This window comes from Actinosynnema sp. (genome assembly GCF_052038725.1).
Window position 1 is genome coordinate 1 of sequence record NZ_JBQGCX010000603.1, and the last position, 2,661, is coordinate 2,661.

The 2,661-nt window shown below is 68.6% G+C and carries 5 protein-coding genes; 4 read left to right on the forward strand and 1 reads right to left on the reverse strand.

Going from position 1 to position 2,661, the window contains the following annotated elements:
* Window positions 1–66: 66 nt before the first annotated feature.
* Window positions 67–240 (forward strand): hypothetical protein, encoded by a 174-nt coding sequence (locus tag ACTUAL_RS12685; RefSeq protein WP_440900376.1) that lies wholly within the window; start codon window positions 67–69, stop codon window positions 238–240.
* A 93-nt stretch (window positions 241–333) separates the two neighbouring features.
* On the opposite strand, the gene ACTUAL_RS12690 is transcribed toward ACTUAL_RS12685, so the two are convergent.
* On the reverse strand, window positions 334–624 hold the full coding sequence (locus tag ACTUAL_RS12690) for a hypothetical protein (RefSeq protein ID WP_440900377.1): 291 nt from the start codon (window positions 622–624) through the stop codon (window positions 334–336).
* A gap of 333 nt (window positions 625–957) precedes the next feature.
* Between ACTUAL_RS12690 and ACTUAL_RS12695 the strand changes: the two genes are divergently transcribed.
* The 3 genes from ACTUAL_RS12695 to ACTUAL_RS12705 all read left to right on the forward strand — a co-directional run bounded on the left by ACTUAL_RS12695 (window position 958) and on the right by ACTUAL_RS12705 (window position 2,503).
* Window positions 958–1,290 carry a hypothetical protein gene (locus ACTUAL_RS12695; protein ID WP_440900378.1) on the forward strand — a complete coding sequence of 111 codons (333 nt, stop codon included), beginning with the start codon at window positions 958–960 and terminating at the stop codon, window positions 1,288–1,290.
* A gap of 98 nt (window positions 1,291–1,388) precedes the next feature.
* Window positions 1,389–1,865, forward strand: a complete 477-nt coding sequence (locus tag ACTUAL_RS12700; protein ID WP_440900379.1) for a hypothetical protein — start codon at window positions 1,389–1,391, stop codon at window positions 1,863–1,865.
* Between the two features lie 5 nt (window positions 1,866–1,870).
* On the forward strand, window positions 1,871–2,503 hold the full coding sequence (locus tag ACTUAL_RS12705; protein ID WP_440900380.1) for a hypothetical protein: 633 nt from the start codon (window positions 1,871–1,873) through the stop codon (window positions 2,501–2,503).
* Window positions 2,504–2,661 lie beyond the last annotated feature (158 nt).

Here is a 2,661-nt window from a genome sequence, read left to right on the forward strand (position 1 = left end):
CGCCGCCGCCGTCGTGCTCGCGATCGACTACGGGAGGGCCAGCTGATGCCCAGGATCATCCCCTGGATGGCACAGCGCGGTGCCTGCCAGACCTGCTACCTCCTCCCGGAAGGCCCCATCCTGCGGTGCCTGCGCGCCCACGACCACGACGGCCACCACCGGCACCACGACCTGTCGTGGCCGGACAGCAGCCCGTCCTCCAGCGACGTCATCGACCCCAACCCCACGATGGACCGGTAGCCCGCCGGGTCTCCGTTCGACCAAGCGGCCCAACACCCCACGGTGCCGGAGCGAAAGGGCCCCGCCACCCGGAGGTGGCGGGGCCCTCTGCGTTCAGCGGGCGGTGGCCCGGCGCCGCTGCCGCTGGGGACAGAGGTCCCGGACGAACCGCCGCAGCAGGGTCTTGTCGGCGCGGACCGCGGCGGCCAGTTGCTCGCGGGCGGTGGTCGGGTCCTGTCGGTCGAGGGCGGCCTCGGCGGCCAGGGTGCTGGCCGGGTCGGCCTGCCAGTTCCCGTCGGGCTCGGTCTCGGCGACCTCGACCAGGCCGTCCGGCCGCTCGGCGTGGACGAACGTCCAGCCCGCCATGCCCCGGTAGTCCGTGGCCATGTCGGCGAGCCGGTCCATCTGGCTGGGGTCATCCGGTACCTCCTCGTCAAGGGCGACACGTTAAATCATGCACCACGGTGGTGCGTGATGCACGACTAATTTTCCAGCTAGACCACAGGAGTCAAGATGTAAGTATGCCTTGTATCATGCACCACGATGGTGCACATTAGTGACATGCTGAACGCGCTGCTCCCGGTCATCGCCCCGCTGCTCACCGCCCTGTTCGGCGGCTGGGTGGCCTCCACCCTCAAGGGCCGCTCGGACTACTAGGCCCGGCTGTACCAGTACCGCCAGGACGTCACGGCCGCGGTCGCCACCTTCATCCGGGTCATCTCCGACCACCGCGCCGCGATGTGGGACCTGGAGGCCCTACGGGCACGGGGCGCCTCCCAGGACGCCCTCGACACCGCGCTGGCCGCCACCCTGGTCACCCGCAGCGCCGTGAGCGAGCCGCACGCCGCCCTCGCGCTGCTGTGCCCGGCCCTGGCCGACGCGGTCGACCACGCGGTGCAGACCACCTACGACATGGACAGCGCGATGGACCCGGCCCGCGCCAAGATCGACCCGGCGGACCGCGCGAAGGCCGCGAAGGTCGCCGAGGTCGCCCTGCGCACGCGGGCCGCCGAGGTGGTGTGGGCGAAGGACCTGGCGCTGCCCCGGACCGCCAAGGCGCTCACGGCCTGACACCCGGTGGGGCCCGGCCAGGCCGGGCCCCACTTCCTTCGCCCGCATCGTGCACCACCGTGGTACACAGGGCACGCACACCGTCGAGAGGAACGTCAGTGCCCGAAGAGCTGTGGACCCGCGACCAAGTCGCCCAGGAGTTGGGCATCAAGGTCGACGGCGTCCGCCACCAGATGCGCCGCTGGGGCGTCGAGGCCGTGGGCCGCGAACCCGGACGTGGCGGCTCCAGCCTCTACCCCGCCGCCAAGGTCCGCGCCGCCCACGCCGACCGACCGGGAGCCGGCAACCACACCCGCGGCGGCAACCGACGCGGCGGGCCCGCAGCGGCACCCGGCGGTCCCCTGTCGCCGCTGAGGCGCGCCATGCTCGACGCCGTCGCCCACGGCCAGGTCACCAGGACTGCCAGCGACACCCCGAGGTGGGCCATCACCGCCGAGGTCTCCACCCCTGGCCGGATGGCAGGCGCGGTCAACTGGCTCGTCGAGCAGGGCCTGGTCCATGTCCCCGGTGGGCGCGGCACGGCTGCGCAACTGACCGAGGCTGGACAGCAGCGGCACACCGAGAAGCGGGGTTGACCGCCATGATGCAGCCGGACTTGGAACTGCCCTCGTACGTGACGTACCTGCGCTGGGGAGCGTTCAGCATCCTCGCGCTCGCCACCCCGGTCGTGGTGTTCAACCCGCAGGTGCGGGCGGTGTTCGAGTGGTTCACCGACCAGAGCGCGGACTGGTGGGGGGCGGCAGGGCAGTGGGCAGGTGCGATCGCGGGCTTCGCGGCCGCTTTCGTGGCGCTGTGGATCGCCAAGACGGGGGCCCAAAACGCCGCCAAAATCGCCGAAAAGGGTGCCCGCGCGAACGAGGCACGAGAACAGCGACGACGACGCGTCGAGGCCATGTTCGTTTATGGCCGACACGCGTCGACCAATGGCAGCATATTGCGCTTTCACGTGATCAACAACAGCAATTCAGCAATGATCGACGTAAAGATCACAGAAGTGAAAAGTCTTCCAAAGCTACCTACTCCACTGAGTCAGTCAGAAGAAAGTTCTTGGATGGTCCTACCGCCAGGCGAAAGAAGGCTTTTCGATCTCACTTTTGGTATGCCTTACGCAATACTTTCAAAACATGAGCACATTGTGGTGATCGAATTCACCGACATGGAGGGCTACCGCTGGCGCAGGGAGGGCGACAGCCTTCCTGAGCTGGTTGAATAGCCAACATGGGCGATATGCGACGGCAGACTGTTCGGGCAGATGAGCTACGCGCGGGTGACCAGTGGTTCCCGAAAGGACAACCACGGGCGCGGGTGGTCACCAGCGTAGGCTCCTTCGGGAGCGGTGTGCTCGTCAAGTACGAAGACGGCGGGTTCGAC